The organism is Nonomuraea sp. NPDC050540 (genome assembly GCF_044457485.1).
Classification (GTDB): domain Bacteria; phylum Actinomycetota; class Actinomycetes; order Streptosporangiales; family Streptosporangiaceae; genus Nonomuraea.
The window spans coordinates 84,606-107,039 of sequence record NZ_JBITHA010000010.1 but is presented as its reverse complement, the minus strand read 5'-3'; the positions used below and the strand labels follow the sequence as shown (position 1 = coordinate 107,039).

Below are 22,434 nucleotides of genomic sequence, written 5' to 3'. Positions count from 1 at the left end.
AACTCGAGGATCAACGCCCACCTACTCACTTGACAACGAGTTACCGTTGATCTGCAGAGATCACTATATGCGTGAAATATGACGTTGGGGAGAACCCCGATTCGGGGGCAGGGTTTCGGCCAGCACAAATGCCAACATACGAGTTAATCTTCATAACAGCACGGGTGCCACCCGCTGAAATCGGCAGGTGGCACCCGGCAAGGTCTGACTACTGTTCCGCCCAGGCGTGGAATCCCGCGTCGAGTTCCACGAGCAGGTCGATGGCGAAGTCCGTTCCCGATTCTCCGTTCGACATCAGGACCACTCCGGCCCCCGATTCAAGGCCGATCCCCGAATAGCAGCGATACCCGGCGGCCACCCCGGTGTGCCCGAACCAGCGGATCCCGTCGACCTCCCTGACGACGGTCCCCAGCCCATACGCGGCGCCGGCGGCCGGGGTGAGCAGTTGCCCGGCGGCCCACCGGTCGAGCAGCCGGCCGGTGCCCGTGTGCGCCCGCTGGATCTCCGCCGCCACCCTGGCCAGGTCGGCGGCGCTGGTCCACAGCCCGCCGGTGGCGCTCGGGTAGACCCGCCAGCCGCCGTCGAGCGGCCGGCCGTCCTGGTCGTGGCCGACCGCCGCGCGCTCGCCGAGCGAACGGGCGAAGGCGGTGCCGTAGCCGCTGTCGCGCATGCCGAGCGGGCCGAAGACGAGCTCGCGCATGAGCTCGGGGAACGGCCGGCCGGTCAGGTCGCGCAACACCTGCTCGACGACGACGAAGTGGTTGCCCGAGTACCGGTACCGCTCGCCCGGCGCCAGTTCGGCGCGGATCGGCGCGGTGGCCGCGGGCGGGCGGCCGTCCAGCACGTCGAGCAGGCTCGGCTCGGGATCGTCCGGCAGCCGGGCGCCCAGCCCGCCGAACTCGTCCCGCGTGAGCCCCGCGGTGTGAGCGAGCAGCCCGCGCAGCGTCACGCCCGCGGACGGCAGCCGCCAGCCGCGCAGGTAGTGGTTGACGTCCTCGTCGAGGTCGGCGATGCCGTCCTGGGCCAGCCTGAGCACGCCGACCGCGGTGACGTGCTTGCTCACCGAGCCCGCCTGGAAGACGGTGTCCGGCCTGACCAGCGCTCCGGTGGCGGCCGAGGCGAGACCCTCGCCCCACGCCTCGGCCACCGAGCCGTCGGCGACGAGCGCGACGGCGGCGCCGGGCACCCGGTGGCGCCGCAGGCGCAGCCGCGTGGCCGGGATGCCGGGGAAGAAGCGGTCCAGGAACGCGCGCGCGTGCGGCGTGTGCCCCTGGGCCGGGATGAGCAGCGCGACCAGCCGGTCCAGGAAGCGGTCGGCCAGCGCGCCCACGGTCTCCTCGCGGTGGAGGTCGGCCGAGTAGTTCCAGGCGACCTGGAAGACGCCGTCCACCACGGCTCCGTTGATCTCGATGAGGTGGGGCCGGCGCCCGGCGGGCGCGCGGTCGCCGCCCCCGGCCGACCTGATCCGGGTGAACAGCCCGGTCTCGGCGGCGGTGCGCACCTGGCCGTGGTAGTTGAAGCTGATCGGCGCCGCCTCGTGCTCGACCGCCAGGCCGTGCCCGATGCCATGGTGCGGCGTGGTGTGCAGGTGCTCGCGGACGATCTTGACGCAGCGGCCGGTGTCGAGGGCGTCGGGCAGGTGGACGTGCAGCGGGTGCAGCGCGGTGAACCAGCCGACGGTCCTGGACAGGTCGACGTCGTCGAAGAGCGGCTCGCGCCCGTGTCCCTCCAGGTCGATGTGGACGTCGGGGCTGCCGGTGTGGTCGGCGGCCGTCTGGGCCAGCGCCGTCACCAGCAGGTCGTGCACGGAGGTGCGGTGGGCGGTGTGCGCGGAGCGCAGCAACGCCTGCGTGTAGGAGGCGTCCAGGGTGCGGACCACCGTGGCGGTGGAGGACTCGACGTTCTCGCCGCCGGGGGTGTCCACGGGGAAGGGCACCGCCCGTGGGCGCGGCATCCGCCAGTACGCGGCCTCGGCGGCGAACTCGGCGGACTCCGCGTGCTCGGCCAGCTTGACGGCCCAGTGCCGGAAGGAGGTGGTCTTCAGCGGCAGTTCCAGCCCTTGGTAGGCGGTGGCCAGGTCGTCGAGCAGGATGCCCCACGAGACGATGTCCACGGCCACGTGGTGGATGGTGATGGTCAGCTCGCGGCCGTCCAGGTGCGCGCGCACGATCGGGCCGTGCTCCAGGTCGAGGCCGCTGCTCAGGGGCGGGCCCTCGTGGAGCAGGTCGGCGTCCTCGGTCGTGGCGAGGTGCTGGGTCCAGCCGGCCGGCGACCTGCGCAGGCGCAGCCGCAGGGCGTCGTGGTGGGCGGTGAGCCGGGTCAGCGCCGCGCGCAGCCGATCGGGGTCGGGGGTCTCGGTCCAGCGCAGCCGTACCGTCTGGTTGTAGTGGTCGTGCGGCCAGTCGAGCGCGGTGAACCAGCGCTGGATGGGGGTGAGCGGGACCGCGCCGGTGACCGTGCCCTGCTCGGCGTGGGCGGCGGCGGGGACGTCCGTGCTCTCCAGGGCGTGGGCGAGTTCCGCGATGGTCGGGTCGGCGAACATCTGCCGCGGGGTCAGCGCGAGCCCGGCGCGGCGGGCCTTGACCATGACCTGGATGGACAGGATCGAGTCGCCGCCGAGGTCGAAGAAGTTGTCGTGGACGCCCACGTCGGGCACGCCCAGGACCTCGCTCCACGCCTCGGCGAGGATCTTCTCCACCTCGGTGCGCGGGGCCACGAAGGCGGCGGCCAGGTCGGGGCGGACGGCGTCGGGCGCGGGCAGGGCCTGCCGGTCGACCTTGGTGTTCGGGTTCAGCGGCATCTCGGCGAGCATGACGAAGGCGCTCGGCACCATGTAGTCGGGCAGCCGCGACTGCACGTGCGCGCGCAGCTCCGAGGTGGTCGGCGTGCGGCCGCGGGCCACCGCGTAGGCCACGAGGCGCTTGGGCGCGCCCTCCTCCTCGCGGGCGACCACGACGGCCTGGTCGATCAGCGGATGCGTCTCGATCACCGCCTCGACCTCGCCCAGCTCGACCCGGAAGCCGCGGATCTTCACCTGGTGGTCGAGCCGCCCCAGGAACTCCAGCGTCCCTTCCGGCATCCATCGGACCAGGTCGCCGGTGCGGTAGAGCCGTCCGCCCGGCGGGCCGAACGGGTCGGGCACGAAGCGCCTGGCGGTCAGTCCGGGCCGGCCGTGGTAGCCGCGGCCCACGCTGTCCCCGGCCAGGTACGCCTCCCCTGCCACCCCGACGGGCACCGGATCGCCGCCGGGATCGAGCACGTACACGCGGGTGTTGGCGATCGGGCCGCCCACCGAGACCCGCTCGGCGGCGGGGTCGCAGACCCACACGGTGGAGTCCACGGACACCTCGGTGGCGCCGTAGAGGTTGAGCAGGCGCGTGTCCGGGCAGCGTTTGCCCCATGCGCGCAGCACGTCGGTGGTGAGCGCTTCTGCGCTGGCGAACAACCAGCGCAGCGGCAGCCCGCCGTCCTCCACGAGCGGCAGCATGGCCCGCAGCATCGAGGGGACCAGGTGCGCGGCGGTGACGTTCTCCTCGGTCATGACCCGGACGATGTAGTGCGGGTCGCGGTAGCCGTCCGGCCTGGCCAGGACGACCGCCGCCCCGGAGGCCCAGGGCCAGAACATCTCGTAGACGGAGATGTCGAAGCTCAGCCCGGCCAGCTGCAGGACCTTGTCCCCGTCGTCGAGGGGGAAGCCGCTCACCATCCACCAGATGTAGTTGACGATGCCCTGGTGCCGGATGAGCGTGCCCTTCGGCCGTCCGGTCGAGCCGGAGGTGTAGATGACGTACGACAGGTTGCCGGGACGGGCCGCGCGCCCGGGGCGGCCGGGGTCGCGGGCGGCGATGCGCGCCGCGTCGTGCTCGCCGTCGAGCACGACCACCCGGCCGGTGTGCTCGGGCAGCCGCCCGGCCAGCCGTTCCTGCGTGAGCACGACCGGGGCCGCGGTGTCGGCCAGCATGAACGCCAGCCGATCCGCCGGGTACTCCGGGTCGAGCGGCACATAGGCGCCGCCGGCCTTGAGCACGCCCAGCACCGCCACCGCCATCTCCACGCCGCGCTCGACGCAGATGCCGACCAGCGTCTCCGGTCCGACGCCCAGGTCGCGAAGGTGGTGGGCGAGCCGGTTGGCCCGCGCGTCCAGCTCACCGTACGTGACGGTAAGCCCGCCGGAGACGACCGCGACCGCGCCGGGCGCGCGCTCGGCGCTGTCCTCGAACAGCTCGTGCAGACAGCGCTCGCGAGGGTACGGCGCCGCGGTGTCGTTGAACTCCTCGACCACGGCGCGCCACTCCTCGGCGGGCAGCGGCGCCAGCTCGGCCAGGGCCGCGCCGGGCCGGGCGGCCAGCGCTTCGAGCAGCATCCGGTAGTGGGCGAGCAGCCGCCCGGCGCCGTCCGCGGTGACCCGGGAGGGCTGGTAGTCCAGCCGCAGCCGCAGCTCGTCGTTGAGGCCGACGTTCAGCACCAGCGGGTAGCCGGTCTGCTCCCACGTCTGGGCCGCGGCGATCTTCAGGCCGCCGGGTTCCTGTTCCTTGTGGGGGAAGTTCTCGAACATGAGGATCGTGTGGAACAGCCGCTGCCCTGCGGGCACCCGCGACTGCCGCTGCACCTCGACCAGCGCGCAGTGCTCGTGGTCGCGGTGCTCCACGAGCTGCTCGTGGACCTCGCGCAGCCAGCCGGCGACGGTGGCCCGCTCGGGCACGCGCACCCGGACGGGCAGCGTGTTGATCAGCAGCCCGACGGTCCGTTCGACGCCCGGCAGGCCGCCGGAGCGTCCCGAGACGGTCGAGCCGAAGACGACGTCGCGGGCGCCGGCGTGGCGGCTGAGCAGCAGACCCCAGGCGGCGTGGGCGATCGCGCTGACCGTGATGCGGTGCTCGCGGGCCAGTTCGCGCAGCCGGCGGGTGACCTCGGCGGGCAGCCGCTCGTGCAGGAGCGCCACGTCCTGGCTGGTCGCGCCGCGGCCGTCGCCGCGCTCGGGCGGAAGGATCGTCAGCGGGGTGGGGCTGGTGACGTCGGCGAGCATGGCCTGCCAGTAGCCCGCGGCGGCGGCCGGGTCGTGGCCGCGCACCCACTCGATGTACTTCCTGAACGGCATCGGCTCGGGCAGCACGGGCGGTTCGCCCGTCTCGCGCAGGCTCCGGTAGACCTCGCGGACCTCGTCGAGGATCAGGCGGACGCTCCAGCCGTCCAGCAGGACGTGGTGGCCGTGCCAGATCAGCCGGTGGGTGCCGTCGGCCAGCCTGATCAGGTCGAAGCGGCGTGGGGGCTCGTTCTCCAGGTCGACGCCGCGGGCGCGCTCGTCGGCGAGGTGTCCGGCCAGGCGCTCGGCGACCTTGGGCGCGGGGATGCCGGTCCAGTCGAGTTCGCGCAGCCGTACCGGAGCGGAGGGGTGGACGATCTGCATGGGTTCGGGCAGTCCGTCCCACGCGAACGTGGTGCGCAGGATGGGGTGGCGCGCGACGACGTGCTCCCAGGCGCGGCGCAGCGCGGGCACGTCCAGGTCGCCCTCGATGGTGTGGACGAACTGCACGATGTAGTCGGTGCTCTCGGGCTCGAACAGCGTGTGGAAGACCATCCCGGCCTGCAGCGGCGAGAGCGGATAGCTCTCCGCGGCCGCGTCGTCGTCCTCCTGCGCGGCGGCGGGGACGGCGACGGCGGCCAGCTCCCGCAGCGTCTGCCGCGACAGCACCTGGCGCGGGGTGATCTCCAGCCCGGCCGCGCGCGCCCCGGCGACGACGTAGATGGCCAGCACGGAGTCGCCGCCGATGTCGAAGAAGTTGTCGCCGGCGCCGACGGTCTCGCGGCCGAGCACGTCCGCCCACACCCGCGCGAGCGCCCGCTCGGTGTCGGTGGCGGGCTCGGCGTCGGCCGGCTCGCCGTCCTCGGGCGCGGGCAGCCGCTTGCGGTCGAGCTTGCCGCTCGGGGTGAGCGGTATCTCCTCCAGTACGGCCAGCGCCGCCGGCACCATGTACCCGGGCAGCGCCCCGGCCAGGTGCTGCCGCAGCTCGGCCACCTCGATCGCGCCGGACGGCACGACGTATCCGGCCAGCCGCAGCCCGCCCGGCCCCTCGACCGGAACGACCGCCGCCTGCCTGACACCGGGGTGGGCCAGCAGCACGGCCTCGACCTCGCCTGGCTCGACCCGGTTGCCGCGGATCTTCACCTGGTTGTCGATCCGGCCCTGCAGTTCCAGCCGCCCGTCGGGCAGGAACCTGGCCCGGTCGCCGGTGCGGTACATGCGCGAGCCCGGCGTACCGAACGGGTCGGGGACGAACCGGCGCGCGGTCAGCCCGGGACGTCCGTGGTAGCCGAGCGCGAGGCCACGCCCCCCGATGCACAGCTCGCCGAGCGCGCCCAGCGGCACCGGCCGCGACTGCTCGTCGAGCAGGTAGACGGCGGCACCGGAGATCGGCCGGCCGATGCAGAAGGGCGGCGCGCCCGCCGGCACGTCGGCGTACGTGGTGTGGACGGTGGTCTCGGTGGGCCCGTAGCCGTTGACCAGCCGGGCCGCCCGAGCCCTGATCGCGGTGGCCAGGGCCTCGGGCATGGGCTCGGCGGTGTAGAGCGCGACCCGCAGCAAGGCGCCGACGTCACCGGCCATGAGCAGCCTCCAGCCCGACGGGGTGGCCTGCACGTGGGTGACGCCGTGCTCGCGGATCACCCGGCACTGTTCGGCCCCGTCGGCCCGCGCCGACTCCGGCGCCACGACCACGCGCGCCCCGGAGATCAGCGGCAGGTACAGCTCCAGCGTCGAGGCGTCGAAGCCCATCGAGGCGAGCAGCAGCCAGCGGTCATCCGGGCTCGCGCCCAGGTACGCGCGCGCGCCGTGCAGCAGGTTCACCACGGCCGCGTGGGTCGCGTCGGTCCCCTTGGGCAGCCCGGTCGAGCCCGAGGTGTACACCACGTAGGCCAGATCGCCGGGCCGGGGCTCGGGCAGCTCGCCCTCGTCCGCCCCCAGCTCGCCGAAGCGGTCGTCGGTGATCACGAACGCCGCGTCGACGTCCTCCAGCATGTACGCCAGCCGCGCCGCCGGATAGGCGGGATCCAGCGCCAGATAGGCGGCCCCCGCCTTCATCACGGCCAGCGCCGACAGCACCAGCTCCGCGCCCCGCGGCAGCGCAAGACCGACCACGTCCCCCGGCCGTACGCCCTCGGCCAGCAGCCCGCGCGCCAGCCGGTCGGTGACCGCGTCCAGCTCGCGGTAGCTGAACACCTGCTCACCGCACACCAGGGCGGTCGCCCCGGGCGAGGCCGCCGCCTGCGCCCGGACGAGGCTCACCACCGTCCCGGTAGGTGGTTCCCCTCTGGCGGGCCCGGCCCAGGTGTGGGTGAGCAGGTGCGTCTCGGTGTCCCCCATGACGGCCGCGCTCCCGACGGGTTCGCCGGGGTTCGCGGCCACGTGCTCGACGACGTTCACCAGATGGCCGAGCAGCCGCCGGGCGGTGTCGGCGGTGAACAGGTCGGTGGCGTAGTTCAGCGACAGCTCGATGCCCGCGCCGCCGTTGACCGCGATCAGCGTCAGGTCCACCTTGGCGGTGGGGTCGGCGAAGCCGACCGGCTCGCCCTTCAGCGCGGGCAGCTCACCGGCCCGCTCGCCGGTCTCGAAGCACTGGTAGAGCACCTGGTAGACGGGGTTGCGCGCGGCCGACCTGGTGGCCTTCACCGCCGCCACCACCTGGTCGAAGGTGACGTCCTGGTGGTCGAAAGCGCCCAGGACCACCTCGTGCGTACGGCGCAGCAGTTCCGCGAAGGCCGGTTCGCCCGACAGGTCCATGGGCAGTGCCACCGCGTTGGCGAACAGGCCGAGCAGCGCCTCGGTCTCGGCGGCGTTGCGCCCCGACAGCACCGAGCCGATCGCGAACCTGCGCTGGCCGCAGTAGTGCCTCAGGACGATCGCGTAGCAGGCCAGCAGCACGGTGTACACGGTGACGCCGTGGTCGGCGGCCAGGGCGCGCACCCGGTCGCTCAGCTCGGGGGCGAGTTCCAGGTCGACGGCGTCGCCGGCGTGCGACTCGGTCGTCGGCCTGGGCCGGTCGGTGGGCAGTTCCAGGACCTGCGGGACGCCGTCCAGCGCGGCGCGCCAGTAGGCGAGCTGGGCGGGTTCGCGCTCGGCGACGCGGCGCGCCTGCCAGTGGGCGTAGTCGGCGTACTGGACGGGCAGCGGGGCCAGCGACGGGGTACGGCCGGCCACGGCGGCGCCGTACAGCTCGTCGAGCTCGCGCACCATCAGCGTGCACGACCAGCCGTCGGAGGCGACGTGGTGGGTGGTGAGCGCGAGCAGGTGCTCGCCGGGCTCGGCGACGCGGATGAGCAGCGCGCGGAAGACCGGGCCGTCCGCCAGGTCGAAGGGGGTGGCGATCTCGGCGAGGGCCAGGGCGAGCGCCTCGTCCCGGTCGGCGGCCGCCGTCAGGCGCAGGGCGGCCGGGCCGGGAGGGGCGACCTCCTGCAGCGGCGGCGTGCCCCGGTAGGCGGTGCGCAGGATCTCGTGCCGTTCCACCAGGGCGCCGAGGGCGCGGCGCAGCGCGTCGACATCCAGTTCGCCCGGGATCCGCAGCAGCCGGGGGACGGTGTAGACCGCGTTCGAGTCCAAGAACTGGTTGGTGATCCACATGGCGTGCTGCACCGGCGAGAGCGGCGCGGCGCCGTCCGGGCGGCGCGGGATGCCTCCGTCGCCGCCACCGGCCCGGCCCTGCAGGCGCCTGCGCAGCAGGGCTTGCTTCTCGGGCGAAAGGCTGTCGATGTTCATCGTCGCTCCCTCAAGGATTCAGGTGCGCAGGCTGCGCGGGCGCATGTCCACCCACACCCGCTCGATGTGGGCGGTGCACTCCTCCTCGGTGCCGCTCGTGCCCTCCTCGTGCCAGCCGGCGGGGACGTCCCGGGCGGCGGGCCAGATGGAGTACTGCTCCTCGTCGTTGACGACGACCTTGTACATGGGGTTTCTCCTCACGTCTCGGCGACCATGAGGCGGGCGGCCTCGTCGTCGCTCATCGCCTCGATCTCGGCGAAGATCAGCTCTTCGAGCCGGGCGGCCGCGGTGCGTACCGTGGAGTGCTCGAACACCAGGCGCAGCGGGATGTCGAGGGCGAAGGCCTCCCGCATCCGGTTGACCGCCCTGGTGACCAGCAGCGAGTGCCCGCCCATCGCGAAGAAGTCGTCGTTGGCGCCCAGCCTGGGCACGCCCAGCACGGCCGCCCACACCTCGGCGATCGCCCGCTCGGTGTCGGTGCGCGGAGGCACGAACGGCTCGTCGCTCAGGGTGTCGGGGTCCGGCTCTGGCAGCGACCTGCGGTCCACCTTGCCGCTGGGCATCCTGGGCAGCTTCGGCAGCGCCACGATCGCGCTCGGCACCGCCTGCGGGGCCAGCCGCTCCCCCAGGAACGCCCGCACCTCGCCCACGGCGGGCGCGGGCCCGTCGAAGCTCACATAGGCGGCAAGGCGCTTGTCGCCTGGGAGCGGTTCCCAGGTGGCGACCACCGCGTCGGTCACACCGGGGTAGGCGCGCAGAGCCGCCTCCACCTCACCCAGCTCGATCCGCACCCCCCGCACCTTCACCTGGTGGTCGCGCCGGCCCCGGTACTGCAGGGAGCCGTCGGGCCGCAGCCGTCCGGTGTCGCCGGTCCGGTAGACGCGCTCGCCCGCCCGCCACGGATGGGGGACGAAGGCCCGCGCCGTCTTGCCCGGATCGCCCACGTAGCCGCGGGCCAGTCCGACCCCGCCGATGCACAGCTCGCCGACCGCCCCGTGCGGTACCGGCTGGAGGGTGTGGTCCAGCACGTACACCTCGTGGTTCTCCATCGGCCGGCCCAGGCAGACCGCCTCGCCGCCGTCGGCGTCGGCGGGCGTGCACACGTGGTGCGTGGAGTCGATGGACACCTCGGTGGTGCCCCAGTGGTTGTTGAGCCTGGGCCGGCAGCCGAGCCGGTCGTAGAAGGCGGCGACGGTCTCCGGCCGCAGCCGGTCGCCGTCGGAGACGACGTGCCGCAGGGCGTGCAGGCCCTCGCGCGCGCCCGGCCCGATCTCGTCCAGGAACATCACCAGCATGCTCGGCACGAACTGCAGCCACACCACCTCGTGCTCGATCGCCGCCCGCAGCAGCGCCTGCGCGTCGCGGTGCAGGCCGGGCGGCAGCACCACGATGCGGGCGCCGGCCATGAGCGGCCAGAAGATCTCCCTGGCCACGTCGTCGAAGGTCAGGGGCGTCTTGAGCAGGACGGCCTCACCGGGGGCGAGCTGGTAGCGCTCCTGCAGGTTGGCCATCTGGCCGACCCAGCCCCCGTGGGTGCAGGCCACGCCCTTGGGCTCGCCGGTCGAGCCGGAGGTGAAGTAGACGGCGCACAGGTGGCCGGGCCGTACCGGATCGGGGTCCGGGCCGTCGCCGAGCAGCAGCTCGGCGAGGTCGCCCGCGCTCACGCAGACCTCCGCGCCGGCCAGGTCGAGGAGCCTGCGCACGCGGGCGGGCGGGGTGTCGGGCTCGATCGGCAGGTACGCGCCGCCGGCCTTCAGCACCCCGAGCACCACGGCCACGAGGTCGGCCGAGCGCTCCAGCATGACGCCGACCGGCGTGTCGGCGCCGACGCCGCGGGCGGCCAGCGCGCGGGCGATCGCGGCGACCCGGCGCTCCAGCTCGGCGTAGGTGAGCAGGCGCTCGCCGTCCTGGACGGCGGGGGCGGCCGGTGTGCGGGCGGCCTGCTCGGCGAAGAGCTCGTGCAGGCAGAGCTCGGGCAGCTCGACCCGGCCGGGCTCGGCATGCGCGCGCAGGCCGAGCACCTCGGCGTCGGCGAGCACGGGCACGTCGTCCACGCGCAGCGACGGGTCGGCGGCGACCGCGTCGAGCACCGCCCGCAGGTGCGCCATGAGCCGCATGACGGTGGTGCTCTCGTAGAGCGCGGTGTCCCATTCGACGGAGTAGGCGACGCCGTCGCCCTCGCGGCGGAACTCGATCGTGAGGTCGTACTTGGAGCCGCCGCCTGGGGTCAGGATCTCGACGGTCTCGACGCCGTCCAGGTCGGGCAGGGTGACGGGGGCGGTGAGGTCCACGAGGATCTGGAACAGCGGCGTCCTGGCGGGGTCGCGCTCGACCCGCAGCTCGGTGACGAGGGAGTCGAAGGCCAGCGCCCGGCCGTCGTAGGCGTCCAGGGCGGCGTCGCGCACGCGGCCGACCAGTTCGGTGAAGGCCGGGTTCGCCGAGACGTCGCCGGGCAGCACGAGCATGTTGAAGAACGGGCCGATCACCGGCTCGCGCCGGGTCGACGAGGACGCGCCGGTGGTGACGTCGCCCCGCCCGCTGTAGCGGTAGAGCAGGGCGTGCACGCCCGCCAGCAGCACCATGTACAGGGAGGCGCCCTCCGCGCGGGCGAGCTCGGCCAGCCCGCGGGCGGTCTCCTCCGGCAGCTCGAACCCGTGCCGCAGCGCTCCCTCGCCGCCGCGGATCTGCGGCCGGGGATGGTCGGGGGCCAGCTCGAACGGGCTCAGGTCGGCCAGCGCGTCGCGCCGCTCCGCCACGATCGAGGCGAGTTCGCCCGCGTCGTACGCGGCGTCGTCGGCGGCGGCCAGGTCGCGGAACTGCCGGGGTATCGGCGGCAGATCGCGCCCGGCGTACAGCTCGGTGAGCTCGCGGTAGAGGATGCCGACCGAGCCGCGGTCGAAGGCGAGGTGGTGCACGGTCAGGCAGAGCACGTGCTCGTCCGGCGCCAGGCGCAGGAGCAGCGCGCGCAGGGGCAGACCGGCGGAGATGTCGAGCGGCGTCGCCGCCTCCGCCGCGAGCGCCGGGCCGAGGTCGTCCTCGTCGATCGGGCGCACGTCGAGGCGGAAGCCGGCGACCGGCCTCAGAACTCCGGCGAGCTCGCCGTCGCGGGTGTCCAGGGAGGTGCGCAGCACCTCGTGCCGGGTGACGATCGTGGTGAGCGCCCGCTCCAGCGCCCCGGTGTCGAGGGGGCCGCGCAGGCGCAGGAAGGTGCTGCCCAGGTAGCCGGCGTCGCCGGGGGTGAGCTGGTCGGCCAGCCAGAGGCGGTGCTGGACGCGGGGCACGCGGACGTGGTTCACGGGCTTCCCCTCAGGGCGTCGACGTCGATCTTGCCGTGGCGGGTGAGCGGGAGCGCGTCCATCGCGACGATCTCCGACGGGATCATGTAGGCGGGGAGCAGGTCCTGGAGGTGGCGCTGGATGTCCTGCCGGTTCGCGGTGGCCGGGGTGACGGCGGCGGCCAGCCGTACCTCTCCCGAGGGTGTCTCCCGGGTGTAGACGACCGCGTCCGTGAGGCCGGCGAGCATGAGGATGGCGTGGACGATCTCGGCCGGCTCGGTCCTGCGCCCGCCGATCTGGATCTGGTCGTCGGCGCGCGACAGGTAGTGGAGCACGCCGTCGGCGTCGGTGGAGACGAGGTCGCCGGTGCGGTACCAGCGCTCGCCGTCGTGGCGGACGAAGGCCTCGTCGCCCGCGCCGAGGTAGCCGAGGGCCACGGCGGGCCCGCCGAGCCAGAGCTCGCCGTCGTCGCTGACGCGGACCCGCACGTACGGCAGCGCCCGCCCGATGGGCGGCGGCCCCTCACCCGGACCTACCTGCTGGCAGGTCGCGGCGACGGTGCACTCGGCGGGGCCGTAGATGTTGTAGAAGGCGAACGGGTGGCGCGGCTCGGGCCGCCGGGTGAGCCGGTCGCCGCCGGTGAACAGCATGCGGGTCGGGAAGTCGGCCGGCCAGTCCTGGTCGAGCACGCCCGCGACCATCCCGGTCGGCACGAACGACGCCCTGACCTCGTGTTCGCGCAGGAAGTCCTGGTAGTCGACCGGGTCGAGCACGGCGTCGAGCGAGGGCACCGCGAGCACGGCGCCGTTGGCCAGCGCGCCCCAGATCTCCAGCACGCTGGCGTCGAAGCTGAGCTGCGCGACCTGGCCGGCCACGTCGCCCGGCTCCAGCGTGGTGATCTCCTTGTACCAGCGGGTCATCGGGCCCAGTCCGGCGTGGCTGACGACCACGCCCTTCGGCTTCCCGGTGGAGCCCGAGGTGAAGATCACGTACGCGGTCGACGGGTCGATCGGGGCCGGATCGGCCAGCAGACGGCAGCCGCCGGAGCCCGGCCCGTCACCGTCGTCGTCCGTGAGCACCACGGCGGGACGGGCGGTGTCGACGATCGTCCGCACCCTGGCCTTGGGCAGTCCGTGGGCCAGCGGCAGGTAGGCGGCGCCGGCGGACCAGGCCGCGAGCATGCCCGCGATCGCCCGCCCCCGGCCCACGCAGGCCACGGCCACGAGGTCGCCGGGGCCGACGCGGGCGCGGGCCAGCTCGGTCCTGAACGCCTCGATGTCCCGCAACATCCGGCCGCAGGTGTAGACCCTGCCGCCCTCCAGCACGCAGGCGCGCTCGGGGTCTTTCCTGATCCAGCTCATCACCTGGTCGTAGATCATGCCGCCCGCCAATGCCGGTCGACCGCCCCGGCGAGCACCGCCGGGTCGCGCAGGTAGAAGAAGTGGTCGCCCTCGTTGGACTCGCAGCCGAGCCAGGCGGCGGTGTGCCGACGCCAGGTCGCCAGGTGCGCCTCGGTCATCACCGGGTCGTGCCGCCCTGCCAGCGCGAGCACGGGGGTGGCCAGCGGCGCCGGATGGTCGTCCACGTACTGCCTGCCCAGGGCGAGGTCGGCCCGCAGCGCGGGCAGCACCAGCTCCATCAGCTCCTCGTTGTCGAGCAGTTCGGCCGCGGTGCCGCCCTGGCGGGTCATCGAGGCGATCAGCGATCCGGCGCTCAGCCGTTCCGGCGACAGGTCGGGCATGGGCGAGCCGGGCGCCGCCGAGCCGGAGACCACCAGCCCGGCGGCGGGCCGCTGCTTGGCCGCCAGCAGCTGGGCGGTGTCGTAGGCCGCGAAGGCGCCGAAGCTGTGGCCGAACAGCAGCAGGCGGCCGGGCGCCCGCAGCAGCTCGGGCAGGCAGCCCACCGCGATCTCCCTGACCGAGGCGGCCTGCGGCTCGCGCAGCCGGGGGCCGCGGCCCGGGTACTGCACACTCCACAGCGACCACCCGTCGGGCACGGCGTCGGCCAGGGCCAGCGCGGCCGAGGCGCTCGAACCGGCCGAGGGGAAGAAGACGAACCTGTCCCTGCCCTGCTCGCGGATCGGCTGAAGCCAGTCGCTCATGATCATTCTCCGCCCGGGATGTGGAAGATGGTCTCCTTGAGCAGCTCGGAGGCGCCGTCCACCATGCGGAAGACGCGCGCCTCCCGGTAGGCCCGCTCCAGCCCGTACTCCTGCAGCCAGCCGCGCCCGCCGAGCGTCTGCATGGCGTCGTCGATGACCTCGCAGGCCGACTCGGTGGCGTGGAGCTTGGCGATCGCCGCCTCGCGCACCGCGATCCCGCCCTCGTCGAGCACGCGGGCGGCCTGCCTGATCAGCGCGCGGGAGGCCTCGATCTTGACGTCCGAGCGGACGATGAACTCGCGGATGTACTGCTTGTCGCTGAGCCGCCCGCCGGCGATCCTGCGCTGGGAGGCGTGGGCCCGCGCGACACCGAGCGCCCAGCGGGCCAGGCCGATCGCCCGCGCGGCCAGCGAGACCCGGCCGTAGGGCAGCCACTCGATGGCCATGCCGTTCGCGCCGCCGATCTGGCCGGGGCCGCCGAGCACCGCCTCCTCGCCGACCTCGACCCCGTCCAGCTCGACCTCGTACGGGTCGTAGCCGGGTTCCATGCCCGGCAGCCGCCGTACGATCCGCCAGCCGGGGACGTCGGTGGTGAAGATGAAGAACGTCGGCCCCGCTACGGGCTCGCCCACGACGTTGGCCAGCACGACCGCGGCGTCCGCCGTCTCCGCGTTGCTGATCATGAACTTGCGGCCGTTCAGCACCCAGCCGCCGGGCGCGCGGGTCGCGGTCGTGCTCATCGCCGACACGTCCGAGCCGCCGCTCTCCTCCGTCATCGCCAGGCAGCGCCGCATGCGCCCCTCGATCATCGGGCGCAGCCACCGCTCGCGCTGCTCGGGGGTGCCGCACAGCACGATCCTGCTCGGCCCGTCCGGACAGGACAGGATGTGCCGCGAGTACGGCAGGCCGCTGGCGGCCGCCTCCTCCCGCAGATCGGCGACGACCAGTTCCGGCAGCGACCAGCCCCCGTACTTCTCGGGGAACTCCGCCGCGAACAGCCCGGAGGCGACCCCGGCCGCGCGGGCCAGCGCCCGCTGTTCGCTCTCCGGCCGGTCCGCCGCGTGCGTCCGCAGCCAGTCCAGCACCTCGGCGAGGATGGCCCGGGAGACCCAGGGGTCCTTGAGCATCTCCTCCGGTGACGTCGAAGGCACGAAGTCGTTCATCGCCGCTTCTCCCGCACGATTTCGGAGACCGCGTTCACGTAGGCGTCGAAGCGCGGGTTGTCGAACAGCACCCTGAGCCTGGGCCGTACCTGGCACGACTCCTCGACCTTGGCGCAGATGGTGATGGCCTTCATCGAGTCACCGCCGAGGCGGAAGAAGTCGGCGTCGTCGCCGACGGACACGTTGAGGCTCTGTTCCCATGCGGCCCGCACGGCCGTGGTCAGCTCGTCCATCGCTCAGGTTTCCGCCAGGACGAAGTCGGCGACCCGGCCGGCGTAGCACTCGAGGGTCTTGGACTCGAACAGCACCGAGACGGGGATCCTGACGGCGAGGTCCTCCCTCAGCGCGGCGGTCAGCCGTACGGCCAGCAGCGAGTGCCCGCCCGAGAGGAAGAAGTCGTCGTCCTGCGCGACCTGCGGGGTCTCCAGGACCTCGCACCAGCGCTTGCGGACGATCTCGGCGACCTGTGATTCGATCATCTGGACTCTCCGTTCCGGTTGTCGCCGGCGGGCGGCCACGGCTGGTCCGGGTGCGCGCAGGCGTGGTCCAGCAGCCGGGTGAACCGCCGCTGGAGTTCGGTGACCACGTGGTCGGGGAAGCGGGTGAGCTCGTGCTCCCAGCGCAGGGCGTAGGCGCTCGCGTCACGGCGTCCGGTGCTTCTGCCGTGCTGGAGGCCGCGGTTCATGACGATCACGTTGAGGTCGGTCTTGCCGCGACCGTTGCCCAGCTCGCGTACGCGCGGCCGCCATGCGCCCAGGCTCAGCTCGGGCAGCGGCGAGTCGTGCTGGCTGAACATGATCGGGTAGAGCGGGCTCCTGGCGCCCGGGGCGCTGACCCGGAGGATCTCGGGCGTGGGCAGCCTCTGGTGCCGGTCGGCCGCGACGACCAGGGCCATCTCGGCGCGGGCCGCGTCCGCCGGGCTCTCGCCGTGGCGGCGGCTCCTGACGAGGGGCAGCACGTTCACGAACAGGCCGACCAGCTCTTGCGTGTCGACGTCGCGGTTGGCGAAGCTGGCGCCGACCACGCTCTCCGCCGTGATCTGGCGGAAGACCGCCAGCATCAGCGCGTACGGCGTGACGCCCAGCCGCGCGGCAGCGGCCTCCAGCAGCGCCGAGCGCTCCTCGCCGAGCGGCTGGAGGCTGAGGTGGGTGCGCAGCTCACTGGGCGGATCGGAGTCAGGGCGCCAGTCCTTCAGCTGCTCGTGCCAGTAGGCCCTGGTCGCCGCGCTGCGGTCGCCGTCGGCCCACTCGCGCTGGTCGCCGGCCCAGTCGAAGTAGCTGACCTGGCTCTCCCTCGGCTCCGTGCCGTCGTAGGCGGCCTGGAGCTGGCTGAGGAAGACGCCCACCGACCAGCCGTCGTGGATCAGGTGGTGCTCGCGCTGGAGCAGGACGGTGCCGCCCGGGTGCAGGATGAGGTCCCAGCCGACCAGGGGGAAGTCGTCGTAGCGGAAGGGCCGGTCCACGAGGCGGGCCACCAGGGCCTCGACCTCTTCGGTGTCCACCCGGTGCAGGGCGAGCGGGGCGGTGTCGGGCTCCTCGCGCCGGCCTTCGAGGCCCGCGGCGGTGATCCGCCACCGGCAGCTCAGCGCCGCCTGATTCCTGAGGACCGCCAGCAGCGACTTCTCCAGGAGGGAGACGTCCGGCGCGCCGGGCCCTTCCAGGATCATCTGGTACTGGTAGCCCATGCCGCTGCCGGTCAGCTCCTCCAGGAAGACGACCGCCTCCTGCCCCAGGCTGCCCGGCCCCTGGTACGCCCGCGCGGCCCGCGCGGGTACGGCGGCGCCGGGTTCGATCCCGGCCAGCAGGCGGGCCTGCTCCTTGAGCGGCTGGGAGAGGTTGAGCAGACCAGAGGGGACGGGCAGCCCGATCCGGTCCCCCAGCCGCGCCTGCAGCATGATCAGGTCGAGGGAGCCGGCGCCGAGCACGACGAGGCTGTCCTCGGCGTCGCGCGCGGTGACCCCGCACGCCTGCCGCCAGTCCTCGGCCAGCGCCGCCTGCGCGGGGTCGAACCCGGCGGCCGGGCAGAGCTCGGCGGCGTGGTCCGCCGGGTCGGGCAGGGCGGCCCGGTCGAGCTTCTGGTTGGGGGTCAGCGGCAGGCTCGCCATCGGCACGATCACCGCGGGCACCATGTGCTCGGGCAGCCGTTCGGCCAGCAGCGACCGTACGCGGGCGGCGTCGAAGTCACCGCAGGCGTACCCGGCCAGGCGGGGGAAGCCGCGTTCCGGCTCCCACACGACCACGGCCGCCTCGCCCACGCCGGGACAGGCGCGCAACTGCGCCTCGACCTCGCCCAGCTCGATGCGGAAGCCGCGGACCTTCACCTGGTCGTCGGTCCTGCCGACGAAGCGCAGGTTGCCGTCGGCGAGCCGGCGCACCAGATCGCCGGTGCGGTAGAGCCGCTCACCGTCGCGGACGACGAAGCGCTCGGCGGTCAGCTCCGGCCGGCCCAGGTAGCCGCGGCCGACCCCGGCACCGCCGAGGTACAGCTCGCCCTCGGCCCCGTCCGGCACCCGCGCGCCGTCCTCGTCCAGCACGTACGCGGTCGTGTTCGCGATCGGCGCCCCGATCGGCGGCGGAAGTTCGGCGCCCGGCGCGACCTCGGTGCAGGTCGCCACCACGGCGGTCTCGGTGGGCCCGTACATGTTGAGGAAGCGGTAGCCGGCTCCCCGGGGCGGGGCGACCAGCAGCCGTTCGCCGCCGGTGGCCAGCACGCGCAGCGACGAGCCGTCCAGCCAGCCGTGCTCGATGGCGAGCTGGGCCAGCGGGGTCACCATGAACAACACGTCCAGGCGGCTGTCCGCGGCCCAGTGGCAGAGCTCCTCGGGCGACTTCCTGGCCTGTTCAGGGGCGATGCGCAGTTCGGCGCCGGCGATCAGGGCGCCCCAGATCTCGCAGCCGGCGATGTCGAACCCGCTCGCCGCCGTCTGCCCCACCCGGTCACCCGGGCGCACGCCCAGGACACCGGCGTACCACTCCAGGGTGTTGGCGATGCTCCGGTGCTCGATCATGACGCCCTTGGGCAGGCCCGTGGAGCCGGAGGTGTAGATCACGTAGGCCAGGTCCCCGGGCTCGACGCGCGCTGCGGGCGCGTCGGATCCGGGGGCCTCGGGCCTGTCGATCCCAAGGACGTCCGCTTCGGAAAGGACCAGCTCGGCGCCCGAGTCGTCGAGCATGAAGCGCAGCCGCGCCTCGGGGTAGGAGCCGTCCAGGGGCAGGTAGGCCGCCCCGGCCTTCAGGACGCCGAGCCAGGCCGTGACCATCGCCGCCGACCGGCCCAGCCGGATGCCGACGATCGAACCCGGGCCGGCGCCCTTCGCGCGCAGCCGGGCCGCCACGGCGTCCGCCCGGCCGTTCAGCTCGCCGTACGACGTCGATCCTGTCGAGTCCACGATCGCGATCGCGTCGGGCGAGGCCGCCACCCGCGCTTCCACCAGCGCCGTTACCGTCTTCACCACTCCTCCGTTCGCTGCGTTCACGGTGGTCGGACCGCCCTTCGTCTCCCTATCGGCGCCCTATCGCGCTCATGTCGTGATGCGTGCCTTCAGTGCGTGAAGTCCTGTCGTGGCGGCCCTGGCCGCGGCGGCGCCGGTGTCGGCGGCCGCGATCACGTAGCAGAGCCGGTCCTGGAACGAGCGGCGCAGCACCACGTACTGGCCGGGCGCGCGGGTGAGGCCCACCTCGACCACGCCGGGCACGCGGCCGGCGTCCTCCGTCCCGTCGATCCCGGCCAAGGTGCCTTCTTCGCCGGCCACCAGGAAGCGGATCGAGGCCGCGCGTTCCCGGCCGGCCCGCAGGGGTTCGTCGCGGCCGGCGGCCTTGGCCACGGTGTGCCGGATGAGGTCGATCCCGGTGGCCTCCTCGACCATGCGCGGGATCATGCCGCCGGCCAGCCGGGGGTTGACCTCGACGATGCGCGCGCCGGCCGCGCCGTACCGGATCTCGACGTGGGCGGGACCCCAGCACAGCTCCAGCGCCTTCAGCGCGGCGTGCGCGAGCTCGCCGGCCGCGGCGCGCGCGGCCGGGTCGAGCGGCGCGGGGAAGTCGTGCCCGACCTCCACGAAGTACGGCTCCGCGCCGAGGTGCTTGCGCGTGACGCCGACCACCTGGTCGTCGAAGGTCTCGACCGAGTATTCGGCGCCGCGCAGGTATTCCTCGACCATGACCGCGCTCTGCGGCGGCAGCCCGTCGGTGTTCAGGACGTGGTGGGTGGCCGCCTCGACCTCGGCGGCGTCCCGGCACAGGCGGGTGGCGACCGAGCCCGATCCGGCGACGGGCTTGACGACGACGGGGAAGCCGATGCGCTGGGCGGCCGCGACGGCGGTGCCGGGGGTGCGGGCGGGCGCGAAGGCGGCGCTCGGCACCCCGGCCTCGCGCAGCACGGCCCGCTGGACCGCCTTGTCGCGGCAGGCGCGGATGGCGCCGGGGTCGGGGTGCGGCAGGCCGAGGCGCCTGGCCACCTCGGCCGCGGTCGCGATGTGGTACTCGGAACTGCTGGTCACCCCCGCGACCCGGCCGCCGAGCCGGTGACAGGCGGCCAGCACGACCGCGGGGTCGCCGGTGTCGACCTGCCTGGCCTCGATGCCGTCGGCGGCGACGTAGGGGTAGCGGGCGGGGTCGCGGGCCAGCACGACCGGCCGCAGTCCCAGCTCGCGGGCGCGTTCGCAGAACACCCGCCCGGACCCGGTGGTGTTGCTTTCGACGAGCACGAACCAGCTCATGCCTGCTCCATCACGCTCGTCACGGCCGTCGCCAGCGCGGCGTCGGCCTCGGCCTGCGAGTCGCGCCAGTCCAGGCACCACCGGCGGTGGCGGACCCAGGAGGCGTAGGCACGCTGGTACGGCTCGGCGAAGGCGCCCGGCCCGCCGCCGTAGGCCTGCTCGCGGACGACCTGGGCGAGGTCGAGGTCCGCCAGCGAGGTGGTGCCCGCGTCGAGTGCCGCGCGCACCGCCGCGCCGACCTCGCGGTGCGCGGTGCGGAACGGCACGCCGTCGCGGACCATCCGGTTGGCCAGCGCGGTCGCGGTCGTGAAGCCGCCCGCCGCCCGCTCCGCCATCCGGTCGGCGTTGGGCCTGGCCCCGCCGACCACGACCTGGGCGAGCTGCACCGCCTGCTCGACGGCGGCCAGCCCCGGCCAGACGCACTCCATGGCCTCGGTGCCGACCTCGATCGTGTTGGTGAACGGCGTCGCCGCCATGGCCGCCGCCGCCCCCGCCCACGCGGCGATCGCCCGTCCCGGCTTGGCCTTGAGGTGTTCCAGCAGGAAGGCGTTGCGCTTTTGCGGCATGGCGGAGCTGCCTCCCACCAGCCGGTCGGGGAAGGCGATGAAGCCGAACTCGGCTGTGCTCCACAGCTGCAGGTCGGTGGCCAGCCTGCTGAGCACGACGCTCAGCGCGGCCGCCGATGCCAGCATGCGCAGCACGGCGTCCCGGCTGGCGACGGCGTCGAGCGCGTGCCTGCTGGCGTCGATGTAGCCGAGCAGGCCGGCGGTGCGCGACGGGTCGATGGGCAGGTCCGTACCGGCGACGGCGCAGGCCCCGAGAGGGCAGATGTGCAGCCCGCCTGCGGCGGCCGCCAGCGCGTCGATCTCCCTGCCCACCGCCCGCGCCACTCCCAGGAGGTAGTAGCCGTACGTGATCGGCATGGCCGCCTGGAAGTGCGTGTACACCGGCATGACCACCGGCTGGTGGGCGCGGGCCCGCGCCAGCAGGATCGCCTCCAGGCGGATGGCCTGCTCGGCGAAGTCCAGCAGCCAGGCGCGGCACCGGAGCGAGGTGATGGTGGCCTTGAGGTCGTTGCGCGAGCGGCCGGTCTGCAGGACGCCGCCGACGTCGGGGCCGAGCCGCTCGATCAGGTATCCCTCGTACATCAGGTAGGTGCCGCGGGGGGCCGGGCGCCCGCTCAGGTCGCCGGGGGTCAGGTCCTCCAGGCAGCGCAGCAGGGCCGCGGCCGCCTTCCTGCCGATGAGCCGCCGCTCGGCGAGCATCACCAGGTGGGCCCGGTCCACCTTCATGATCATCGGGAGCTCGTCGGGGGCGGCCGTGCCGTACACGACCTGCCTGGTCCTGAGACCGAGCTCGCCGAGTATGCGCCCGGCGTCGTTGTTCACGACCCCACGACCTCGCCGTAGGAACGCCGTCCCCACGCGAACCCGGTCCAGGCGGCGTCCGCCGCGGCGGCCAGGTCGACGATCTTGGGTTCGGCGGGCAGGAGCAGCCGGTCGTGGCGGTGCTCGGCCAGCCAGGCGTCGTCGTAGACGGTGTCCTGGTAGCGGTAGCCCTCGTCCGGCATCATCACGACCGTGCGCGCCTCCGGGTTCTGCTGCGCCCACCAGCGCGCGGCCAGGTACCCGGCGCCGCTGGTCGGGCCCATGAACAGGGCGTGGCTCTGGTGCAGTTCGCGGGTGGCCTGGTAGGCGGCGGCCGCCGAGCACCAGTGCACGTCGTCGAAGACGCGGTGGTCGAGGTTGGCGGGCAGCACGCTCATGCCGAGCCCGCGCAGTTCCCGGTGGCCTTCGGGCTGGCCGAACAGCACGCTGCCGTGGGTGTCCACGCCGATGGCGCGGCAGTGCGGGTCGGTGCGGCGCAGGTGGGTGACGGTCCCGCACATCGAGCCGCCCGAGCCCACCGGCCCGACCACGCAGTCGACCCGGCCCAGCCGCTCGCGCAGCAGCTCGGAGACGATCGCGTAGGAGCGTGGGTTGTCCGGGTTCGTGTACTGCTCCGGGCAGAAGGAGTGCTCCAGCCCCGCGCGTACCTCGGCCAGCCGGTTGAGCCGCGCCGTCTGGAACCCGCCGGGCCCGTCGCCCGCCTCCTTGGGCACCCGGTCCACGACCGCGCCCAGATCCGTGAGCCGCCGGTACAGCCGCTCGTCGATCGCCGGATCGCTGACCAGCACGAGGCGGCGGTCGAGGTGCACCGCCTGCATCGCCAGCGCCAGCCCGAACGTGCCGGAGGTGGTCTCCACGATCACCGTGTCCGGCGTCAGCAGTCCCTGCTCGGCGGCCCGGCGCAGGATGTAGCGCGCCGGGATGAGCTTCATCAGCGTGAAGCACGCAGCCCACAGGTTCGGTCCCAGTCGTACCAGGCGGGGGTTCTGGTATGCCGCTGTCGCTTCTGTCAAGGCCGGCCTCCATCCCGTGATGAGGCCA

12 protein-coding genes are annotated in these 22,434 nt (G+C 73.7%); all 12 read right to left on the bottom strand.

Annotation, left to right across the window (positions count from 1 at the left end):
- Nucleotides 1-208: 208 nt before the first annotated feature.
- Complete coding sequence (locus ACIBI5_RS31495; RefSeq protein WP_397252364.1) at nucleotides 209-8,749, bottom strand: amino acid adenylation domain-containing protein; 8,541 nt, start codon at nucleotides 8,747-8,749, stop codon at nucleotides 209-211.
- 18 nt (nucleotides 8,750-8,767) lie between these two features.
- Nucleotides 8,768-8,935: an MbtH family NRPS accessory protein gene (locus ACIBI5_RS31490; protein WP_184966286.1), complete on the bottom strand. Its 168-nt coding sequence runs from the start codon at nucleotides 8,933-8,935 to the stop codon at nucleotides 8,768-8,770.
- 11 nt (nucleotides 8,936-8,946) lie between these two features.
- On the bottom strand, nucleotides 8,947-12,045 hold the full coding sequence (locus tag ACIBI5_RS31485) for an amino acid adenylation domain-containing protein (RefSeq protein ID WP_397252363.1): 3,099 nt from the start codon (nucleotides 12,043-12,045) through the stop codon (nucleotides 8,947-8,949).
- On the bottom strand, nucleotides 12,042-13,403 hold the full coding sequence (locus ACIBI5_RS31480; RefSeq protein WP_397252362.1) for an amino acid adenylation domain-containing protein: 1,362 nt from the start codon (nucleotides 13,401-13,403) through the stop codon (nucleotides 12,042-12,044). The genes ACIBI5_RS31485 and ACIBI5_RS31480 overlap by 4 nt, the downstream gene beginning before the upstream one ends.
- A complete protein-coding gene (locus tag ACIBI5_RS31475) occupies nucleotides 13,400-14,125 on the bottom strand; it encodes a thioesterase II family protein (RefSeq protein WP_379608903.1) in 726 nt (241 codons plus the stop codon). The genes ACIBI5_RS31480 and ACIBI5_RS31475 overlap by 4 nt, the downstream gene beginning before the upstream one ends.
- Nucleotides 14,126-14,127: 2 nt before the next feature.
- Complete coding sequence (locus ACIBI5_RS31470; protein ID WP_397252361.1) at nucleotides 14,128-15,288, bottom strand: acyl-CoA dehydrogenase family protein; 1,161 nt, start codon at nucleotides 15,286-15,288, stop codon at nucleotides 14,128-14,130.
- Entirely contained in the window at nucleotides 15,285-15,521 is a 237-nt protein-coding gene (locus tag ACIBI5_RS31465) for a phosphopantetheine-binding protein (protein WP_397252360.1), read from the bottom strand. The genes ACIBI5_RS31470 and ACIBI5_RS31465 overlap by 4 nt, the downstream gene beginning before the upstream one ends.
- Before the next feature lie 3 nt (nucleotides 15,522-15,524).
- Nucleotides 15,525-15,767 carry a phosphopantetheine-binding protein gene (locus ACIBI5_RS31460; protein WP_184966298.1) on the bottom strand — a complete coding sequence of 81 codons (243 nt, stop codon included), beginning with the start codon at nucleotides 15,765-15,767 and terminating at the stop codon, nucleotides 15,525-15,527.
- Nucleotides 15,764-18,739 carry an amino acid adenylation domain-containing protein gene (locus ACIBI5_RS31455; RefSeq protein WP_397252359.1) on the bottom strand — a complete coding sequence of 992 codons (2,976 nt, stop codon included), beginning with the start codon at nucleotides 18,737-18,739 and terminating at the stop codon, nucleotides 15,764-15,766. The genes ACIBI5_RS31460 and ACIBI5_RS31455 overlap by 4 nt, the downstream gene beginning before the upstream one ends.
- A gap of 69 nt (nucleotides 18,740-18,808) precedes the next feature.
- A complete protein-coding gene (locus tag ACIBI5_RS31450) occupies nucleotides 18,809-20,005 on the bottom strand; it encodes an ATP-grasp domain-containing protein (RefSeq protein WP_397252357.1) in 1,197 nt (398 codons plus the stop codon).
- Nucleotides 20,002-21,393 (bottom strand): argininosuccinate lyase, encoded by a 1,392-nt coding sequence (argH, locus tag ACIBI5_RS31445; protein WP_397252356.1) that lies wholly within the window; start codon nucleotides 21,391-21,393, stop codon nucleotides 20,002-20,004. The genes ACIBI5_RS31450 and argH overlap by 4 nt, the downstream gene beginning before the upstream one ends.
- Nucleotides 21,390-22,406, bottom strand: a complete 1,017-nt coding sequence (locus tag ACIBI5_RS31440) for a cysteine synthase family protein (protein ID WP_397252355.1) — start codon at nucleotides 22,404-22,406, stop codon at nucleotides 21,390-21,392. The genes argH and ACIBI5_RS31440 overlap by 4 nt, the downstream gene beginning before the upstream one ends.
- Nucleotides 22,407-22,434 lie beyond the last annotated feature (28 nt).